This is a genomic window from Paenibacillus sp. sg306046 (assembly GCF_059821225.1).
Genome location: NZ_JCAMRT010000042.1, coordinates 1 through 20,661, shown reverse-complemented (window position 1 = coordinate 20,661; position 20,661 = coordinate 1). Strand labels below are relative to the sequence as shown.

The window sequence follows — 20,661 nt, the reverse complement described above, 5'->3', positions numbered from 1 at the left end:
CATGTGATCATTGAGGAGTACGTTCCGGCAGAGCCGCTGCGCACGCCTGTCGAGGTGTCGCCGCAAAATCCGGTGCTGCTCGTGCTGTCGGCCAAAAATGAACAGCGCCTGCGTCAACAGGCGGAGAACCTGCTCGCCGCACTGCAGGAGGGACGATTCGCCGACGAAGATCTCGCGGACATGGCCTATACCTTGCAGGTGGGACGAGAAGCGATGGAAGAGCGTCTTGCCGTAGTTGCAGGCTCGGTGCAGCAGCTGGTTCGCAAGCTGGAGGCGTTTATCAGCGGACAGGAAGAGATCAGTAAACTGTTCCGAGGGCAGGTCAAAGGCAACCGAGACACCTTCTCCCTCTTCGCCGCCGATGAAGAGCTGCAGGAAGCGATTGAAAAATGGATTCAGCGCCGCAAGCTGGCCAAGCTGGCCGACCTGTGGGTTAAGGGCCTGGCGCTCGATTGGAGCAAGCTGTGGGGCGAGGAATTGCCGCGCCGCATCAGCCTGCCGACCTATCCGTTTGCCAAACAGCGTTGCTGGGCACCGCAGCTTGAACGTCCGTTCGTCGTTCGAGCAGGCTTGACGACGGACGCGCTTCATCCGCTGTTGCAGCGGAACACGTCCGATTTTTCCGAACAGAGATACAGCACGAGCTTGACGGGGCAGGAGTTTTTCCTTGCTGATCATGTGGTGAAGGGACAGCGCGTTTTGCCGGGCGTCGCCTATCTGGAGATGGCACGCGCCGCCGTTGAGCTGGCGGCCGGAGCTCCCGACGAGGACAAGCAATTCCTTCGTTTGCAAAATGTGGTCTGGACGCACCCTGTCACAGTCGGCGAGCGGCCTGTCGAGGTACACATCGGACTGTGCGAAGAGGAAGCTGGCACGATCTCCTACGAGATATTCAGCGGCGTTGACGCGAGCATACACTGCCAAGGGCGTGCTGTCGTGATGGGCAAGAAGCAGGTGGAGCGATTGCCTGTTGAGGAGTTGCAGGCAGCTTGCAGCACGCGTGAGCTCAGCGCGTCGGCGTGCTATGAGAGCTTTGCCGCGATGGGCTTGGAGTATGGTCCGGCGCAGCGTGCGCTTGATCTGTTGCAGGTCGGCGACGGGCAAATTCTGGCTCGGTTGACACTGCCGTCTTGCGTGACGGGAACCGCTTCGCAATACGTCCTGCACCCGAGCCTGATGGATGCGGCCTTGCAGGCGGCGATCGGGTTCCAGCTCGGCGTGGCGCCGCTGAAGCCGGCGCTTCCGTTTGCGTTGCAGGAGCTTGACATCTATGCTCCTTGCACGTCTTCGATGTGGGCGCAGGTTCGCTACAGCGAGGGCTGCAAGCCGGGGGATAGCGTGCAGAAGCTCGACATTCGTCTTTGTGACGAGCAAGGCTACGTGTGTGCGCACATGAAGGGCTTTTCCTCCCGCGTGCTGGAAAACCAGGCCGACTCGGAGGCGTTCGAAACGCTCATGCTGGCGCAGCATTGGACGGAACAGGCGCGCGAGCAGCAAGAGGCGACGGCCTATGCGGATCATCTCGTGCTGTCCTGCGAGTTCCAAGCTGACGTGCAAGGGGCGCGCTGCCTGACGCTGCAAGCGGATGAGCGAGACATCGAGGTGCGTTTTGAAGCATATGCGATGCAGGCGTTGGAGGAGATTCAGCGCATCTTGCAAGGCAAGCCCAAGGGCAAGGTGCTGGTGCAGATCGTCGTGCCAGCCCATGCGGAACAGCTTCTGCTCGCCGGGCTGTCAGGTCTGCTGAAAACGGCCCAGATGGAAAATCCGAACTTGATCGGGCAGCTGATCGAAGTCGATGAGCTCGAAGCGGTTGAGGAGAAGCTGCTGGCAGATCGCAACAGCGGGAAGGAAGACCGCATTCGATATCAGGGAAGCTCGCGCCAAGTGGCGGGCTGGCGCGAAGTTCGCGCATCCGCAGATGCAGATACCCTTTTGATACCGTGGAAAGAGGGCGGCATCTATCTCCTCACCGGCGGTGCGGGCGGTCTTGGACGGGTGTTTGCCAAGGAGATCGCCACACAGGCGCCGGGTGCAACGCTGGTGCTCACAGGTCGATCCGTGCTGGGCGAGCCTCAACGAGAGGGGATGTCCGAACTGGAGTCTCTGGGGGCGCGCGTGGTGTACAAGCAGGTGGATGTGACCGATCGAGCGGCAGTCGAGAAGCTGTTTGCAGAGCTGCGGGCGGATCATGGTACCCTGAACGGCATCCTGCACAGCGCCGGGGTGATCCAAGACAGCTTCATCATCAAGAAAACAGTGGCGGAACTGACGCAAGTGCTGGCGCCGAAGGTGCGCGGGCTTGTGAACCTTGATGTCGCCAGCCAAGACATGGCCTTGGACTTCTTTGTTTTGTTCTCTTCGCTGTCCGGCGGCCTTGGCAATCCGGGGCAGGCCGACTATGCGGCGGCTAATGCGTTCATGGATCAGTACGCGGCGCATCGCAACAGACGGGTGGCCGCCGGGGATCGCCTTGGCCGGACGCTGTCGATCAACTGGCCGCTTTGGAAAGAGGGCGGCATGCATGTCGATCCGGAAACCGAGAAGATGATGATGCAGAGCCTCGGCATGATCCCGCTGCGCACCAAGAGCGGACTTCGCGCCTTCTATGAAGGCTTGGCATCGGGTCAGGACCAAGTGCTGGTGATCGAAGGAAAAGCGGAGCGCATCAAGAAGAAACTGCTGCCGGCGTCTGTCTCCGTTTCGCCGTCCTCTGTCGCTGCTGCTGTCGATGACAAGGCGGACAGCATGAACCTGCGAGAGCGCGTGCTGGGCCTGCTGACGCAGACGGTTTCCCGTCTGCTCAAGGTCGATGCAGAAGAGCTGGATGCAGATGCAGAGCTGAGCGAGTACGGCTTTGATTCGATCACGCTGACCGAGTTTGCCAACGATCTAAACGAGGCGTACAAGCTGGACCTGATGCCGACGATCTTCTTCGAGCATCCGACGCTGCATGCGTTTGCCGGTTATTTGGCCGACGAATTCCGAGATGTGTTCGCCTCTCGCTTGACGGCTCCCTCCTCCCCGGCTGCCTCCGCGGAAGCGGAAACGGCACGGGCGGAGGTCGCCGCGTCCCGGCTGCAGGAAGCGATTCCGACCCGGGCGACGAGACAAAAGCGCCGCCCGCGTACCGCTGTGGTGCAGCAGGCACAATCGGCGGTGACCGAGCCGATCGCCATCGTGGGAATGAGCGGGGCCTTCCCGCAATCCCGCGACATGCAGGAGTTCTGGCACAACCTCGTGGAAGGCATCGACTGCATCTCCGAGATTCCTCCGGAACGCTGGGATTGGAGAGCCTATTTGGGCGACCCGAAGACAGAAGCCAACAAAACGAACATCAAGTGGGGCGGCTTCCTCGACGAGACCGACAAGTTCGATTCGCTCTTCTTCGGCATCTCGCCGCTGGAAGCCAAGCTGATGGACCCTCAGCAGCGCCTTTTGATGACCTATGCCTGGAAGGCGATCGAGGATGCGGGCTATTCGGCACAGAGCCTGTCGGGCAGCAAAACGGGGATTTTCGTCGGAACGGGAAGCAGCGGGTATAGCGGACTGATTACGCAGGCGAACGTCCCCATTGAAGGGTACTCGTCCACGGGCGTCGTGCCGTCGGTCGGACCGAACCGCATGAGCTATGCCCTGAACCTTCACGGCCCGAGCGAGCCGGTGGAGACCGCTTGTTCAAGTTCGCTGGTCGCCATCCACCGCGCCGTCAGCGCGATGCAGAACGGCGACTGCGACATGGCGGTCGTCGGCGGTGTGAACACGATCGTAACCCCGGAGGCGCATATCAGCTTCAACAAGGCCGGCATGCTGTCGGAAGACGGACGCTGCAAGACGTTCTCGGACGCGGCGAACGGCTATGTGCGCGGCGAAGGGGTCGGCATGCTCGTTTTGAAAAAGCTGACGGCAGCCGAGCGCGACCGAGATGCTATCTACGGCTTGATTCGCTCGACGGCGGTCAACCACGGGGGGCGGGCGAATTCGCTGACGGCTCCCAACCCGAAGTCCCAAGCAGACCTGCTGATCAACGCGTACGACAAAGCGGGCATCGACCCGCGGACCGTCACCTACATCGAGGCGCACGGAACGGGCACCGAATTGGGCGACCCGATTGAGATCAACGGATTGAAGAGCGCGTTCCAAGAGTTGTACAGAAGAACAGGGACGCAAGAGGTCGAGAGCGTTCACTGCGGACTGGGTTCGGTGAAAACGAACATCGGCCACCTTGAACTCGCGGCTGGCATCGCAGGCGTGATCAAAGTGCTGCTGCAGCTCCGTTACCGGACGCTGGCGCCTACGCTGCATTGCGAAACGGTCAATCCCTACATCCAGCTGGAGGGCAGCCCGTTCTATTTCGTGCGGGAGGCGAAGCGATGGGAGGCTCTGCAAGACGCAGCCGGCCAAGACCTGCCGCGCCGTGCGGGCGTCAGTTCCTTCGGGTTCGGCGGCGTCAACGCGCATGTCGTGATCGAGGAGTATTTGCCGAAGGAGCCGTCGAGATCGAAGACGGAGACCTCGACCGAGAACCCGGTCGTCATCGCGCTGTCAGCCAAGAATGAACAGCGCCTGCAGGAGCAGGTGCGGCAACTGTGCAACGCCCTCGTCGCGCAGGAGTTTGTCGACGAAGACCTCGCATCCATCGCCTACACGCTGCAAGTTGGGCGCGATGCGATGGAAGAGCGTCTGGCTCTGGTCGTCACGTCGGTTGAAGAGATGGAGCGCAAATTGCAGGCGTTCTTGCAAGGGCAGCCCAGGCTGAACGGTATCTGGCGAGGACAGGTCAAGCGCGGCAAGGCGAGCCCGGCCGAAACGGCTGCTCATCCGGAATCGCGAGGGGCGGAGCAGATCGCCGAACTCTGGGTGAAGGGCCAGTTTTCGGACTGGAACCGACTCTACGGCGAGAACCGACCGCGCCGTCTCAGCCTGCCGACCTATCCGTTCGCGAAGGAGCGCCACTGGATTTCGCAAGCGCAGGATGCCTATGAAGTGCTGCTGTTTGAACCGATCTGGACCGAGCAGGCGGTGGTCCCGCAATCTTCGCAACCATCTCTCGCGCAGCATCTTGTGCTGCTCTGCGAGGTCGAGGCTAAGCTCGATTCGTTGCAGTATTGCATCCTGCAGGCCGGCTCCGCTGCGCTTGCAGATCGCTTCCAGGCGTTTGCGGCACAGGTGTTCACGGAGATTCAGACCCTTCTGCAGAACAAGCCGAAGGGCAAGGTGCTGATGCAGATCGCTGTGCCGTCACAGGCGGATTCGCAGTTGTTCACCGCGTTGTCCGGCCTGCTGCGAACGGCGCAGCTGGAGAACCCGAACTTCATCGGGCAAGTGATCGAAGTGGAGTCGGACGCAGGGCTTGAAGCGAGACTGCAAGAGAACCTGCACGCCCTGCAAGACGACCATGTCCGCTATCAAAACGGCAAGCGTCTTGTTGCCACGTGGCGCGAAGTGGAGATCGACCAAGAGCGCGCCCCGGTTCCGTGGCGTTCAGCAGGCATCTACCTGCTTACGGGCGGCGCCGGCGGGATCGGGATGATCGTCGCCGAGGAGATCGCACGGCAGGCCGCCAACCCGACCCTGATTCTCGCGAGCCGATCCCCGCTGTCGGACGCTGGTCAGGCCCGTCTGCGGAAACTGCGGGGCATGGGCGCATGCGTGGAATATCGGCAAGTCGACGTGAGCTCTGCTCCTGAGGTGACGCGCCTGATCGAAGGCATCTGTGAAAAATATGGCGCCCTGCACGGCATCTTGCATGGTGCGGGCGTCAACCGGGATCAGTTCATTTTCAAGAAAACACAAGAGGAGCTGGCCGAGGTGCTGGCTCCCAAGGTTGCAGGTCTGGTGCATCTGGATGCGGCGAGCAAAGGCCTGAACCTCGACTTCTTCGTGCTCTTCTCCTCCGTCGCAGCCGTCTTCGGCAATCTCGGACAGGCCGACTACGCGACGGCGAACGCATTCCTGGATGCCTTTGCGAACTCTCGCGGCGGACGTTTCTTGTCCATCAACTGGCCGCTCTGGCAAGAGGGCGGAATGCGCGTTGACGAAGAGACGGAAAAGCTGCTGCTGCAACGCATGGGGATGATTCCTATGCGAACTCAAACCGGGTTGCAGGCCTTGTATCGCGGTCTGGCAACCGGTAAAGATCAGGTGATGGTGTTGGAAGGCAAACGTACACAAATCAAGCAAACCATGCACTCAGAACCGGTTCACGCAACGTCCGCTTCCTCGACGGCGGTCCTGCCGCCGCTGGAAGCAGCCCTGCTGCACATGGTTTCCGAGTTGCTCAACGTGAAAGGGAACGAGATCGATCCGGATGCCCAACTGACGGAATACGGCTTCGATCCGTACCTGCTCAGCGAGCTGGCGCAGAAGATCACCCGTCAATACAGGCTTGAACTCACGCCGTCTTCGCTTTATGAGACCACGCTTCGTCAAGTGGCAGAACGCATCGAGGCACGTACAGCCAAGGTCGAAGTCGCGGAGGTCGTCACGCTTGCCAAGAAGCAAGACGCCGCACTGCGCGCCAAGACCTTGCATGCGCTAAAAGTTCTCTTCAGCGAGACCACCGACATCCGCGCGAACCAACTGGATGCCGAAGAGCCGCTGGAGAGCTACGGGATCGATTCGCTGATGATCTCCAAGCTCAACCAGAAGCTCGCCGTGATTTTTGGCGATCTGTCCAAGACGCTCTTCTTTGAATACCGCACGCTGGGCGCGCTGGCCGACTATTTTGTCGAGGAAGAACGGACGGTCTGCCAGCGGTGGACGGGGTATGAGGCACCCGTCGCAGCGGATGCATCTGCTGCACAGCCGCCGGCAAGACCGGTCGAACGGATCGCGCCTGTAGCGCCATTGCCGACGAAACCGAACGAGCGCGAACCGATTGCGATCATCGGGATCTCCGGCCGCTATCCCAAGTCGCCTTCGCTACAGCACTATTGGGATAATCTAAAAGCGGGCCGAGACTGCGTCTCCGAGGTTCCGAGCGAACGCTGGTCGCTGGATGATTTTTACCATCCGAGTCCAGACGAAGCGATGGGACAAGGCAAAAGCTACAGCAAATGGGGCGGTTTTGTAGACGGATTCGCAGACTTTGATCCGCAGTTCTTCAACCTGTCGCCCCGCGAGACTGTCAACATCGACCCGCAGGAGCGCCTCTTCCTGGAAGAGAGCTGGAAGGCGCTGGAGGATGCCGGATATACCAAGGAGCGCATCGCGGACCAGCACGAAGGCCGCGTCGGGGTGTTTGTCGGCGTGACCAAAACCGGCTTTGAGCTGTATGGGCCGGATCTGTGGAAGCAAGGGGAGAAGATCTTCCCGCGCACGTCTTTTGCTTCCGTTGCGAACCGCGTGTCGTATTTCCTCAACCTCAACGGGCCGAGCATGCCGGTGGATACGATGTGCTCCTCTTCGCTGAGTGCGATTCATGAGGCTTGCGAGCACTTGTACCGCAGGGACTGCGAGATGGCGATCGCGGGCGGGGTGAACCTGTACCTGCATCCTTCCGCCTACGTGTTCCTCAGTGCGCAGCGCATGCTCTCGACGGACGGGCAGTGCAAGAGCTTCGGGCTGAACGGCAACGGATTCGTGCCGGGCGAAGGCGTGGGCGCAGTATTGCTCAAGCCGTTGTCGCAGGCGCTCGCGGACGGCGACCAGATTCATGCGCTGATCCGAGCCTCCCGCGTGAACCATGGGGGTAAGACCAACGGGTACACCGTGCCCAACCCGACTGCGCAAGGCGACCTGATCTTCGAGACCTTGGAGCGGGCCGGACTCAATGCGCGCCAAGTCAGCTACATCGAAGCGCACGGCACGGGCACAGAGCTCGGCGATCCGATCGAGATCACCGGGCTGACGCAAGCTTTCCGACGCCATACGAAGGACAACGGCTTCTGCGCGATCGGCTCGGTGAAGTCGAACATCGGACATCTGGAAGCGGCAGCCGGCATCGCGGGACTTGCAAAGATCGTCCTGCAGATGAAGCATGGCCAACTTGCGCCGAGCCTGCATGCGCAAGAGTTGAACCCGAACATTCAGTTTGGAAAAACGCCGTTTGTGGTGCAGCAGGAGCTGACCGACTGGAAGCGTCCGGTAGTAGAGATCGACGGCAAAGAACAGGAAGGTCCGCGCATCGCAGGTCTGTCCTCGTTTGGTGCAGGGGGCGCCAATGCGCACATCCTCATCGAAGAGTACCGACCTGAGCAAGCGTCTGGGACGCAGGCGCGGGTCACGCCGCAAAACCCGGCTGTGATCGTGCTGTCGGCTCGCCAGGAAGAGCAGCTTCGTCAACAGGCTCTGCAGCTGCTGGCAGCCGTCGAGGACGGGCGAATCACGGAGGCCAATCTGCCCGATGCGGCCTACACGCTGCAGGCGGGACGCGAGCCGATGGAAGAGCGGCTGGCGCTGGTCGTTGGCTCTCTGCAAGAGATGACTGACAAGCTGAAGCGCTATGCAGCTGGCGAGACGGGCGTAGAAGACCTGTATCGCGGGCAATTCAGACGCAGCAATGAGGATCTGATGCTGTTTGCCGCCGATGAAGACATGGTACTGACGATTGAAGCGTGGATTGCAAAGCGCAAGTTCGGCAAACTCCTTTCCTTGTGGGTCAAGGGACTGACCTTGGATTGGAAAAAGCTGCACGGTGCACACCAGACCCGCCTGATCAGTCTCCCGTCGTACCCTTTCGCCAAACAACGCATCTGGCTCCCGGCGATCCGTGTAGCACCAGTTGCACCAGTCGCCCGTGAAGCACCGGCAGCACCAGTCGCACCGGAGGACGAACTCAAGCCGATCGGACCGGCGAAAGCGTCGTCGAACCGTTCCGGCAGCTCGAACCTTTCCGTCCAAACGAACGGGATCGCGCTGCAGCCGCTGTCGGCTGTCCGCGAGCCGTTCTCGGAACGGTCAGCGCCTCGTCGACCGATCCAACTGTCACCTGGAGGTCAAGCGACGACGGCACCGGCCCCTGTGGAGATCAAAGTGGCGGCGCCTGCACCGTCTGTTCCGGCATCTCTCCCGTCGGAGTCTTTGCAAAAAGAGCTGCAAGCGACCCTGGCCGAAGCGCTGTTCTTGCAGCCGAGCGACGTCGACGTAAACAAGGCATTCGTGGACATGGGGCTGGACTCCATCGTCGGAGTGGAATGGGTTCGCGTGATCAATCAACGGTACGGCACGGACATCCCGGCGACCAAAGTCTATGACTACCCGACCGTCCGCGAGTTTGCCCTCTACATCGCAAACGTGTTGAGCAAAAACGCACCAAGAGCGGCAACGGCACCTGTACCAGCACCGACGCTTGCATCGACACCATCGCCGACGCCTGCACCAACACCTGTACCGCAAATCGAAGCTCCCAAGGCGGCTCCTTCGGTCTCGGCGGCCACCCTGCACGAAGAACTGCGCAACAGTCTCGCAGACGCGCTGTTCCTGCAGCCAAGCGACATCCACCTCGACAGGAAGTTCGTCGATATGGGGCTGGACTCCATCGTCGGAGTGGAATGGATTCGCGTAATCAACCAGCAGTACGGCACGGACATCCCGGCGACCAAAGTCTACGACTACCCAACCGTCCGCGAATTCGCCGTCTACTTGAGCAAGCAGCTGCACAAGCATCCGATCACGGAAAAGCGGGCAACGGAGCTCTCCGTAGACGATCTGCTCTTGCAGGTGTATGAAGGGAAGCTCGGCAGTGAACAAGCCGATCAATGGCTTCAGCAGTTCAAAATCAGGGAGGAAGTAAAATGACCAAACAAGAGATCTTGGAAGTCGTCGTCCGCAATACCCGTGAAGTGCTCCCGGAGCTGGAAGGTCACACCTTCCAGCCGACGGACCAACTAGTCAATCTTGGCGCGAATTCGGTGGACCGCGCGGAAATCGTCATGATGACCATCGAAGAGCTGGACCTGAAGATCCCGCGCGTCGAGCTGTCCACGGCGAAAAACATCGGTGAACTGGTCGAGGTCCTCTATGGCAAGCTCCAGACCGCCTGAGTTGCTCATCACGGGCCTTGGCGTCACCTCGGCCATCGGGCAGGGCAAGTCGGATTTTACCTCCGCTCTGCTGGAAGGCCGCCATGCGTTCGGCGTGATGCAACGCCCGGGCAGACAAAAAGGAACCTCCTTCCTCGGAGCGGAGGTTCCTTCCTTGTCTCTTCCGGAGCGTTTTACCAAACGGCTGTTGCGCACGCTCTCTTTTTCCGGGCAAGTGGCGCTGGCCACCTTGCAAGAGGCGTGGGACGAAGCGCAGCTCAGTACGGTCGACCCGTCCCGCATCGGCCTTGTGGTAGGCGGCTCCAACCTGCAGCAGCGCGAGCTGCTGCAAACGCATGAATCCTACGGGGACCAGCTCGACTTTCTGCGTCCGACCTATGGACTCTCTTTTCTGGACAGCGACCTGGGCGGCCTGTGTACCGAACAGTTCGGCATACGCGGGTTCGGCTACACGATCGGCGGGGCATCGGCCAGCGGACAGTTGGCGGTCTTGCAGGCCGCTGAAGCGGTTCGTTCGGGACAAGTTGAGGTCTGCCTCGCGATGGGAGGCTTGATGGATCTGTCCTACATGGAGCTTCAGGGATTACGAGCAATCGGCGCCATGGGAAGCGACCGTTATGCGGACGACCCGGCTCGGGCATGCCGTCCGTTTGACAAGAGACGCGACGGGTTCATTTACGGGGAAGGATGCGGCGTCATCGTGATCGAACGGGCCGAGCATGCGATCCAACGGCAGGTCCGACCCTACGCGAGCGTAGTCGGCTGGGGCCTGGCGATGGATGCCAACCGCAACCCGAACCCCTCGTGCGAGGGGGAGGTTCGAGTGATTCGACAAGCGCTGGAACGAGCGGGCCTGTCACCCGAGGAGATCGACTATATCAACCCGCATGGAACGGGATCGGGGATCGGCGATGAGACCGAATTGCAGGCTCTGCGCGAATGCGGGCTGCTGGCGGCGCGCATCAACGCCACCAAGTCGATCACGGGCCACGGGCTGACGGCGGCCGGCGCTGTGGAGATCGTCGCCACGCTGCTGCAGATGAGCGCGTCTCAGCTGCATCCGACCCGCAACTTGGAGGACCCGATGGACGAGGAGTTCAACTGGGTGCGTGGAGAAGCGGAGCCGCATGACATGCACAGAGCCCTGAGCCTGAGCATGGGATTTGGCGGCATTAACACCGCCATTTGTTTACAACGAGTATGAGGAGGACGACCATGGCTGCCGTCGGTATCGAAGCGATGAATGTGTTCGGGGGGACCGCGTATCTCGATGTCATGGAACTGGCGAGACATCGAAACCTAGACATCCCCAGATTTGAAAATTTGCTGATGAAGCAAAAGGCGGTCGCCTTGCCGTTTGAAGACCCGGTGACATTTGCCGTCAACGCGGCCAAGCCGGTAGTCGATGCGCTGTCCGAGGAAGAAAAAAACCGCATCGAGCTGCTGATCACCTGCACGGAATCAGGGGTCGACTTCGGCAAGTCGCTCAGCACCTACGTGCATCATCATCTGGGACTGAGCCGTACCTGCCGCCTGTTCGAGATCAAGCAAGCCTGCTATTCGGGTACCGCCGGATTCCAGATGGCCATCAACTTCATCCTCTCCCAAGTTTCGCCGGGAGCCAAAGCGCTCGTCGTCGCCACGGACATCTCCCGGTTCCTGGCCGTCGAAGGCGGAGATGCGCTCAGCGAAGACTGGTCGTTCGCCGAACCGAGCGGCGGCGCAGGCGCGGTGGCGCTTCTGGTCAGCGACAAGCCGCACGTGTTCCAAGTCGATGTCGGAGCCAACGGATATTATGGCTACGAGGTGATGGACACCTGCCGCCCGGTGGCCGACAGCGAAGCGGGCGACGCGGACCTCTCCCTGCTCTCGTATCTGGATTGCTGCGAGAATGCGTTCCTGGAATACCAGCGCCGCGTCGCCGATGTCGAGTACCGCGATACATTCCAGTACCTGTCCTTCCACACGCCGTTTGGCGGCATGGTCAAAGGCGCGCACCGCACGATGATGCGCAAGATCGCCAAGGTCAAAGGCCCGGAGATCGAGGCCGATTTCCAACAGCGCGTGGCGCCGGGTCTGACCTACTGCCAGCGCGTGGGCAACATCATGGGGGCCACCGTTCTGCTCTCCTTGGCGAGCACGATCGACAACGGACAGTTTGAAGGGAACAGGCGCATCGGGATCTTCTCCTATGGCTCGGGCTGCTGCTCCGAATTTTACAGCGGCGTCGTCACCCCTCGCAGTCAAGAAGTTCTGCGCGGCTTCAAGCTTCAAGAGCAACTGAACAACCGCTACCGACTGTCGATGAACGAATATGAGAAGGTTCTCCACAGCAGCAGCGCCGTCAAATTCGGCACCCGCAATGTCAAGCTGGACTTGAACCTGATCCCGGGCGCTCTCGCTTCCGGGCCAGCCGGACAGCGCCTGTATCTGGAAGAGATCTCGGAATTCCATCGGGAATACCGGTGGTGCTGATGAACACGGCCGCCTACGAGACGATCCGGGTGCGGATGCAAGGCCCGGTGTGCTTTTTGCAGTTCAACCGTCCCGAGGCGAAGAACACGATCAACGAGCGCTTGGTGTACGAGTGTCGCCAGGTGATCGACCACTGCCGGGAACAGGCTTCGATCCTTGTGCTGGAGGGGTTGCCGGACGTGTTCTGCTTCGGGGCCGATTTTCAAGAGCTGCATGAGAAAAAGGCGAGCGGGCGGAGCCCCGACCCGTCACCGGAGCCGCTGTACGACCTGTGGCTCGATCTGGCGACTGGCCCGTTTATCACTATCTCGCACGTTCGCGGCAAGGTCAACGCCGGCGGCGTCGGGTTTGTTGCCGCCTGCGATATCGTGCTGGCGGATGAAACGGCGGAGTTCTCCTTGTCCGAATTGCTCTTCGGACTTTTGCCGGCATGCGTGCTGCCGTTTTTGATCCGGCGGATCGGTTTTCAGAAGGCGAACTATTTGACGCTGATGACGCAGCCGGTCAACGTCCGACAAGCCGTGGAGTGGGGGCTTGTCGATGCCTGCGATGCAGAAAGCGAGACCTTGCTTCGCAAGCATCTCATACGGCTGCGTTATGTGCCGAGGCGCGGCATCGAGCGATACAAGCGCTTGATGAACAGCTTGCAGGACGGTCTGCACCGCGCCAAGCCATTGGCGCTCGAAGCGAACCGGGAAGTGTTTGCAGATCCGCGCAACCAAGAGATGATTTTCCGTTATATCGCTACGGGGCAATTCCCGTGGGAGAGCTGATCCGCGGAGAGTGGAGGAGAACATGACGCATCCAGTGGTGGAGTGCAGAGAGATCGAGACAGGGATCGTGCAAGTGACCTTGCAGGATCGGGAACAGAAGAACACCTTTACCGCAGAGCTGGTGCGCGGCCTGATCGAAGCGTTCGAGGAGATTGCCGCGAATGAACGCTGCAAGGCGGTCATCCTCACCGGCTATGGCACTTATTTTTGCTCCGGCGGCACGATGGAAGGGCTGCTGGCGATTCATGAAGGAAGAGGCCGTTTCACCGATGCGAACGTCTACGCGCTCGCCTTGGAGTGCAAGGTTCCGGTGATCGCCGCGATGCAAGGGCACGCGATCGGCGGCGGGTTTGTCGTCGGGCTGTTTGCCGACTTTGTGATCTTGAGCCGTGAGAGCGTGTATACCACCAATTTTATGCGCTTTGGATTCACACCCGGCATGGGGGCTACCTACATCGTGCCGAAGAAGCTGGGCTTCTCCCTCGGAGAGGAGATGCTGATGAGCGCCAACAACTACAGAGGCGCCGACTTGGAAAAAAGGGGCGTGGCGTTCTCCGTCGTTCCGCGTGAAGACGTGATGAACCGGGCGCTGCAGCTGGCGCGCCAGCTGGCGGAAAAACCGAGAGTGTCGCTGATCACCTTGAAGGACCATCTGGTCCGACCGATCCGGGAGGAGCTGCCTCGCGTGATCGAGCAAGAGATGGCCATGCATGAAAAGACATTCCATGAACCGGAAGTGAAAGACAGAATCATCTCCCTGTTTGGAAATTAACAAGCACTCGCCGTGCTTGCGACCATACATTTTGCTGTAAAAGAGGGGTTCAGATGAAGCTACAAAAGATCTTACGTGCGCTTGAGGCCAAAGCGATCAGCCCTGAAGAGGCCAAGCAGGCCCTTGCACGGGCTCGATCCCACGAGTTGCAAATGTCCGCCCCCCTTGCGAATGCTGTGCGCGAGCTGTCCGTTGATCGGGCGGTTCGCCTGCAGCCGGAATCGCTAGGCCATCCGCTGTTCCAAACGAGATACCGCACCATGTGGAGTTACTTTGCCGGCTCGATGTATCGTGGGATCGCATCTGAGGAGATGGTGGCGCGCATGGGGCAGGCCGGTCTGCTGGCCTTTTTTGGCAGCGCCGGTTTTCAGGTGCATGAACTGGAGCCCGTCCTGCAGCGCATTCAGGCGCGGCTGGGTTCGGACAAGCCGTATGGCATGTGCCTGATCGCCAACCTGAACGACCCGGACGAAGAGCGGCGTACAGCGGAACTGTACGTCGAGTACGGCGTGAAGGCGATCGAAGTGTCCGCCTTCTCCACTCCGACGCTCCCGCTGGTCTATCTGCGCCTCAAGGGCCTGTCCCGTCAATACGGCCGACTGATCTTCCCGCGCCGTCTGATCGCCAAATGCTCGCATCTGGACACGGCGCGCGTGTTTCTCTCGCCGCCGCCCGAGCCGCTCGTCCAGCAGCTGCTGCGCTACGGCCTGATCAGCGAGGAAGAAGCCGTCCTGTCGCAAACGATTCCGCTGGTCGACGACCTCGCGATCGAAGCGGACTCGGGCGGTCACACGAACCAAGGCGTATCGTTCTCCCTCCTGCCCGCCATCCGCGCGCTCAAGGACCAGCTCCAGCGGCAGTTCCGCTACCAAGAGGAGATTCTCATCGGCTGCGGCGGAGGGATCGGCACGCCGGAAGCGGTCGCGTCGGCCTTCATGCTCGGGGCTGATTTTATTTTCACAGGATCGATCAATCAATGCACGGTAGAGAGCGGGGCCCATCCGGTCGTCAAGGACCTGCTGCAGTCCGTCTCGATCCACGACATGGCGATCACGGTTGCAGGCGATATGTTTGAGATCGGCGCGAAGGTGCAGGTGGTGAAAAAACACACCCGGTTCGCCGCCCGCGCCAACAAGCTGCACCAGCTGTTCCACCAATACAACTCGATCGGCGAGATTCCGCTGTCGATCCGGCATGAGATCGAAACGAACTATTTTAAGAAGACGTTTGGGGAAGTTTGGGATCTCGTCTGCGCCTACAAGCGCGCCAAACATCCGGAGCAGCTCGAAGAGGCGGCCGAGAACCCGCGTTTCAAGATGGGGCTGATCTTCAAGTGGTATTTTGCCCATTCGGCACAGGCGACCCTGCGAGGGGATGAGCAGGAGCGGGATAATTTTCAGATCTTCTGCGGCCCGGCGATGGGGGCGTTCAACAGGTGGGTACAAGGCACGCCGTATGAGTCTTGGCAGCAGCGCCATGTGAACACGGTGGCAGAACTGCTGATGCGCAAGGCGTGTGAACATCTGGAATCCCGTCAGTCCACGTCCATTTTGGCAGCCGGCGCAGAAGCGATGCCGAGTTTTGAAGGGGCTGCGATCGCGATCATCGGGCTGAACGGTCAATTCCCGAAGTCCAAAAATGCAGACGAGTTCTGGAACAACCTCGCACAAGGCCGCGACTGCATCTCCGAGATTCCGGCGACGCGCTGGTCGCTCGACGAGCACTACTCGCCCGACCCGAGCGCACCGGGCAAAACCTATTCCAAGTGGATGGGCGTGCTGGAGGATGCGGACAAGTTCGACCCGCTGTTCTTCAACATCTCGCCTGCCGAAGCGGAGTTGATCGACCCGCAGCAGCGGCTGTTCTTGGAGAGTGCATGGCAGGCCATCGAAGACGCCGGCATCGCGCCGTCCTCTCTGTCCGGCAGCCGAACCGGCGTGTTCGTCGGCTGCGGTACGAACGACTACGGGCAGGCGCTGAACCATCAAGGCTTGAACGCACAAGGCCTGATGGGGGCGGCTTCCTCGATCCTCAGCGCTCGCATCTCGTATCTGCTCAACCTCAAAGGCCCTTGCCTTGCGATCGACACCGCTTGCTCCTCCTCGCTGGTGGCGATGGCCGAAGCCTGCAACAGCCTGCTGCTCGGAACGAGCGACTTGGCATTGAGCGGCGGGGTGTATGCGGCGGCCGGGCCTTCCTTGCACATTATGACGAGCAAGGCGGGCATGTTGTCGCCCGACGGACGCTGCTATTCGTTTGATACGCGCGCCAACGGCTTTGTGCCGGGGGAGGGCGTGGGCGTCCTGGTGCTCAAGCGCCTTGAAGATGCTGTGCGGGACGAAGACCCGATCTATGGCGTGATTTGCGGCTGGGGTGTCAACCAGGACGGCAAGACGAACGGGATCACCGCGCCGAGCGTCAATTCGCAGATCCAGCTGGAGCAGGATGTGTATGAACGATTTGGCATCGACCCGGAGACGATCTCCCTGATCGAAGCGCATGGGACGGGCACGAAGCTGGGCGACCCGATTGAAGTCGAGGCGCTGACCGAGTCCTTCCGGCACTTCACGGAGAAAACCGGCTATTGCGCGCTCGGTTCGGTGAAAAGCAACATCGGACACCTGCTGACGGCAGCCGGAGTGGCTGGGGTGATCAAGGCGCTGCTGGCCATGAAGCATCGACAGGTGCCGCCGACGGTGCATTTTAACCAATTGAACGAGCACATTCGGCTCGCGAAGAGTCCTTTTTATATCAATACCGACCTGATTCCCTGGGAGGCGCCAGCCGGGAAGCCGCGCCGTGCCGGGGTGAGCTCTTTCGGATTCAGCGGGACGAACGCGCATGTCGTCATCGAAGAGCATGTGGAAAAAGAGAGTCTGGCTTCAGCAGCGGGAGAAGCGGATGCGCCGCTGCTCTTCGTGTTGTCTGCCATGACCGAGGAACAGCTGCGGACGTATGCAGCCTCGATGGCGGGCTTCCTCGAACAGGAGCGCGACCTGAGCCTTGCGAGCATCGCGTACACCCTGCAGACGGGACGCGATGCAAGAGAGGTGCGGCTGGCGTTTGTGGCCCGTTCGAGAGACGAAGCGCGTCACAATTTTGAAGCCTATGCAGAGGGGCGGACGCTCCCAGGTCTCTTGACGTCGGAGTCGGGAACGAGGCAGGAGGAGGCGCAGGGCCTTGCAAACAAGCCGCTGCAAGAGATCGCCGAACGCTGGGTGAAGGGCGTCCGACTCGACTGGTCGGAACTCTATGCCGATTCGAGACCGCGCCGTGCTCATCTGCCGACCTATCCGTTTGCCAGAGAGCGCTTCTGGGTGCCGGAGCCGGAGATGAAGGAAGGGGAGGCGTCGACGCTGACAGCCGCCCTGCATCCGCTGCTGCACAGCAATACCTCCAAGCTGACGGAGCAACGCTTCTCCTCGACGTTTACCGGGCGAGAATTTTTCCTGTCCGATCATCAGGTGCAAGGGCGGAAGGTGCTGCCGGGTGTCGCCTATCTGGAAATGGCGCGCGCCGCGCTGGAGCAGGCCGCCGACATGCCGTCGATCGCTTTGAAACATGTGGTCTGGGCGCGTCCGATCCTCGCAGAAGAAGACGCGGTGTCGGTGCAGATCGGGCTGCTCCCGGAAGAGAACGGCGAGATCGGATTTGAAGTGTACAGCGGCTTGGACGGCGAGATCGTACATAGCCAAGGGCGCGCGGTACCGGCACTGTCGGAGGTCGAGGCTCCCGTGCTCGACCTTGCTTCTCTGCAAGCGCAGTGCGGGCAGCGCGAACGAGGCGCGGCGGAATGCTATGACTTGTACCGCCGAGCGGGCCTTGAGTACGGGCCGGCTTTCCAAGGGATGGAGCGCCTCTACGTCGGGCATGAGATGATCTTGGCCCGCTTGTCGCTGCCAGCCGCCGTCGCGAGCACCGCGCGTCAGTTCATCCTGCATCCGAGCCTGCTGGACTCGGCTCTGCAGACGGCCATTGGTTTCCTGACTGACGAAACGACGCTCCAGCCGTCCCTGCCGTTCGCGCTGGAGGAGCTGGAGATCTTCGGGCCTTGCACCACTTCGATGTGGGCCTTCGTGCGCCGCAGTGAAGGTAACAAGCCGGGGGACAAGGTACACAAGCTCGATCTCGACCTGTGCGACGAGAGCGGAAGCGTCCGCGTGCGGATGAAGGGCTATTCCTCCCGCATACTCGACCGCGAGCGAGGAGCCGAGGCGGGGACGCTGATGCTCAGACCGGACTGGACAGAGCGTCCGGTCCATCTGCAAGCCGTGCAGACGGCGTATGCGGACCATCTGGTGATGCTCTGCGAAGTGGACGCTGAGATCGAACAGAGCGGGATGCGGAGCCTGAGCTTGCAAACAGAGGAAACAGGCCTTGCAGAGCGCTTCGAAGCCTATGCAGCACATGCGTTTGAGGCGATCAAGTCGATTTTGCAAGAAAGACGCAAAGGGAAGACGCTCGTGCAAATCGTCGTTCCGGCGCAAGGGGACGGGCAGGTCTTTGCCGGCCTCTCTGCACTGTTGAAGACCGCTCAGCTGGAGAATCCGAACCTTGTCGGGCAGCTGATCGAAGCTGACGATGCGAGCAACCTTGCGGAGACCTTGCGAGAAAATGCTCGCTGTGCAGGCGACGCACACGTCCGTTACCAAGGCGGCAAACGCTGGGGAACAGGATGGAGCGAAGTCGAGCCGGGCGAAGAGGTGTTGCGCATTCCGTGGAAGGACCAAGGCGTCTACCTGCTCACAGGGGGCGCAGGGGGCCTAGGCCGCATTTTTGCTGGCGAAATCGCACGGCAAGTGAAAGGGGCGACGCTCGTCCTGACGGGACGGGGGCCGCTGAGCGCCGAGAAACAGGCGGAACTTCAGTCCTTGGACGCACATGTTGTGTACAGGCAAGTGGACGTGACCGACTTCGCGGGGGTCATGCAGCTGATCGAGAGCATTCAAGCTGAGCATGGCGCTCTGCACGGCATCCTGCACAGCGCAGGCGTGATTCGCGACAACTTGATCCTCAAGAAGACGACAGCGGAGCTGCAGGACGTGCTGGCTCCCAAGGCGGCTGGTGCCGTGCATCTCGATGAGGCGACGCAACATCTGCCGCTCGACTTCTTCGTGATGTTCTCCTCGGTGGCCGGAGCCATCGGCAATCCGGGGCAAGCGGACTATGCGACGGCCAACGCCTTCCTCGATGCTTTTGCGGGGTACCGAAACGAGCGGGTCGCAAACGGCAAACGCTCCGGCCGGACGCTGTCGATCAACTGGCCGCTCTGGCAAGACGGCGGGATGCAGGTGGAGCAGGAGACGGAGCAGACGTTGCGAGAGACCCTCGGCATGATCCCGATGCAGACGGCAAACGGGATTCGCGCCTTGTATCAGGGCATGGCTTCCGAGCAAGACCAGATTCTTGTCGTCGAAGGCGATCCGGATCGCATCCGCGCCGTTTTTGCACAACCAGCACCGACAGCCGCAGCCGGGCCCGTGTCAGGGCTGGAAGAAGAGTCGACGCTCATTTCGAGCGATTTTGAAGAGAGAGCGATCGAGTATTTCAAGACGTTGCTCTCTTCCGTCCTGAAGATGCCAGCCAGCCGGATTGAAGCCAATGCGCCTTTTGAAAAATACGGCATCGATTCGATTCTGGTCATGCAGCTGACCAACCAACTGGAAAAGACGTTTGGCTCCTTGCCGAAAACGCTGTTCTTTGAATATCAAAGCCTCCGCGAGCTGACCGGCTACTTTCTGGACGCCCATCGTGTTCTCTTGAAGCAGCTCTTGGGCATCGGGGAGCAGGAGCGGGTTGCGGAATCCGCTTCGGTGGCGGCCGCGTCCACTCCTGAGCCGTCGGCTGTCAGCAGCCGCAGACGTTCGAGGCTGGCCGCGAGCTCGACGGCTGTGCATGCAGCGCCGGTCGCGCAACCTGCGAAGGCGGCCAAGGGAGAACAGAACATCGCGATCATCGGCGTCTCCGGCCGCTATCCGGGGGCGCGCAACCTTCAGGAATTTTGGCAAAATCTGCGGGATGGCAAGGACTGCATCACGGAGATTCCAAAAGAACGCTGGGATCACAGCCTCTATTTTGACCTGGACAAAAGCAAGGCGGGCAAGACGAACAGCAAATGGGGCGGATTTATGGACGGCGTGGATCAATTCGATCCGAAGTTCTTCAACATCTCCCCGCGCGAGGCGGAGATCATGGACCCGCAGGAGCGACTTTTCCTGCAGACCGTCTACGAGGCGCTGGAGGATGCGGGGTATACGGGCGAGATGCTCGCCAAACATCGCGGGCTGGGGCTTGACGGCAACGTCGGGGTCTATGTCGGCGTGATGTACGAAGAATATCAGCTGTACGGCGCACAGGAGACGATCCTCGGCCGACCGCTTGCCCTGTCTGGCAACCCCTCGTCGATCGCCAACCGGGTGTCGTACTTCTTCAATCTGCACGGGCCGAGCCTTGCCGTCGATACGATGTGCTCATCTTCGCTGACGGCGATTCATCTGGCCTGCCAGAGCTTGCAGCAGGGCGGTTGCGAGCTGGCGATCGCCGGCGGTGTCAACGTTTCGATTCACCCGAATAAGTACCTGCTGCTCGGCCAAGGCAAGTTTGCGTCGAGCAAAGGGCGATGCGAGAGCTTTGGCGAAGGGGGCGACGGGTACGT

At 60.7% G+C, this 20,661-nt stretch carries 7 protein-coding genes; all 7 read left to right on the top strand.

Annotated features, from left to right (window positions below):
• The first annotated feature begins 81 nt into the window (after positions 1-81).
• Positions 82-9,741, top strand: a complete 9,660-nt coding sequence (locus tag AC6ROY_RS24505) for an SDR family NAD(P)-dependent oxidoreductase (RefSeq protein ID WP_500103185.1) — start codon at positions 82-84, stop codon at positions 9,739-9,741.
• Entirely contained in the window at positions 9,738-9,986 is a 249-nt protein-coding gene (locus tag AC6ROY_RS24500; protein WP_500103184.1) for an acyl carrier protein, read from the top strand. Before AC6ROY_RS24505 ends, AC6ROY_RS24500 begins: the two co-directional genes overlap by 4 nt.
• On the top strand, positions 9,964-11,190 hold the full coding sequence (locus AC6ROY_RS24495) for a beta-ketoacyl synthase N-terminal-like domain-containing protein (RefSeq protein ID WP_500103183.1): 1,227 nt from the start codon (positions 9,964-9,966) through the stop codon (positions 11,188-11,190). The genes AC6ROY_RS24500 and AC6ROY_RS24495 overlap by 23 nt, the downstream gene beginning before the upstream one ends.
• Positions 11,191-11,201: 11 nt before the next feature.
• Positions 11,202-12,461: a hydroxymethylglutaryl-CoA synthase family protein gene (locus tag AC6ROY_RS24490; RefSeq protein WP_500103182.1), complete on the top strand. Its 1,260-nt coding sequence runs from the start codon at positions 11,202-11,204 to the stop codon at positions 12,459-12,461.
• Positions 12,461-13,234 (top strand): enoyl-CoA hydratase/isomerase, encoded by a 774-nt coding sequence (locus AC6ROY_RS24485; protein ID WP_500103186.1) that lies wholly within the window; start codon positions 12,461-12,463, stop codon positions 13,232-13,234. The genes AC6ROY_RS24490 and AC6ROY_RS24485 overlap by 1 nt, the downstream gene beginning before the upstream one ends.
• 22 nt (positions 13,235-13,256) lie before the next feature.
• Positions 13,257-14,006 carry a polyketide synthase gene (locus AC6ROY_RS24480; protein ID WP_500103181.1) on the top strand — a complete coding sequence of 250 codons (750 nt, stop codon included), beginning with the start codon at positions 13,257-13,259 and terminating at the stop codon, positions 14,004-14,006.
• A gap of 53 nt (positions 14,007-14,059) precedes the next feature.
• The coding region (locus AC6ROY_RS24475; protein WP_500103180.1) for a PfaD family polyunsaturated fatty acid/polyketide biosynthesis protein at positions 14,060-20,661 on the top strand (6,602 nt) is incomplete at its 3' end.